The sequence below is a fragment of the uncultured Eudoraea sp. genome (assembly GCF_947260015.1).
In the GTDB taxonomy this organism is placed as follows: domain Bacteria; phylum Bacteroidota; class Bacteroidia; order Flavobacteriales; family Flavobacteriaceae; genus Eudoraea.
In genome coordinates, this window is the sequence record NZ_CAMYOM010000028.1 from 11823 (window position 1) to 12907 (window position 1085).

A 1085-nucleotide genomic window follows, 5' to 3' on the forward strand; every position below is an offset into this window, starting at 1 on the left:
ATGATATAAGGATCACCTGTGGTTCCTGTGCCGGTTACCACATTAATCCCTGCGCCGGTGACTATCGTTTCTGAGCCGTCGGCTACCAATCCTGATAAGTCTACCGTTAAGTCACTACCATTCTCAATACCTACGGTCAATATGTTGGTCGCCCCGTTTAGGGTTAATACATCTATATTCTGATCATCCGTGCCAAGTGAAGCAAGCGGTACCGAAAGGGTGCCGTTACTGTCCGTGATCTCCAGATCAGTGCCGTTTACAGCAAAGACCGTGTTTACCTCATTAGTAACGCTGGAATCTGCATCGTCTACATTTATGTTTATAGCATTGCCATCTTCTATGGAAATATTACCCGCTGCTCCACTCGTGGACAGGTTCTGATCATCTGTTCCCAAACTGCTTAGGGGTACAGACAGTATTCCGCCACTATCGGTAATTTCAAGATTTCCTGCATTTACTGCAAAGGCTGTATTTAATTCGTTGGTTGGATCCCCATCCAAATCAGGACTAGAACTGCCTCCAACTGCTTGCCATGCGGCACCGTCGTATACATATAATTGACCCGCCACACTATCCACATAAGTTACTCCACTATTACTAGGGATAACTACGGGTAAACCTGGTCCTATTAGTGTAAGCTCATTAGTCAAGTCCTCGTCGGGATCTGTTGAATTTACAGTATAATTACCATTCCCATCATCAGTAACTGTAATAGCACCGGTTCCAGCAATAACCGTTTCGACCAGAGAAGAAAGATCAACTGCTGCAGAACTTCCATTCTCAATATCTATTTGCAACTGGTTAGCTCCATTAAGGGCAGCACCAGTAAGATTTTGATCGTCTGTACTTCCAACTGTTAGTTCATCTATTGCATCCTGTACATTGATGGCCGTTAAGCCTGAAGTCGTATTGTCATATGGGTTGGCACTCGCATTGGTATCAATGGTTTGTGTTGCCCCTGTTTCATCAGTATAAGTATAGGTACCATCCGCATTATCTGCCAAGGTAGAAATGGAGGTATCACTTATTGTGGTTACTGCACCACCCGCATCGGTAAAATCATAGGTGCCATCACCATTATCTAC

1 protein-coding gene is annotated in these 1085 nt (G+C 44.4%); it reads right to left on the reverse strand.

Going from position 1 to position 1085, the window contains the following annotated elements; translation table 11 throughout:
• Window positions 1-1085 (reverse strand): hypothetical protein (locus Q0X66_RS11580; protein WP_297706512.1); only part of this gene is annotated, 1085 nt, incomplete at both ends.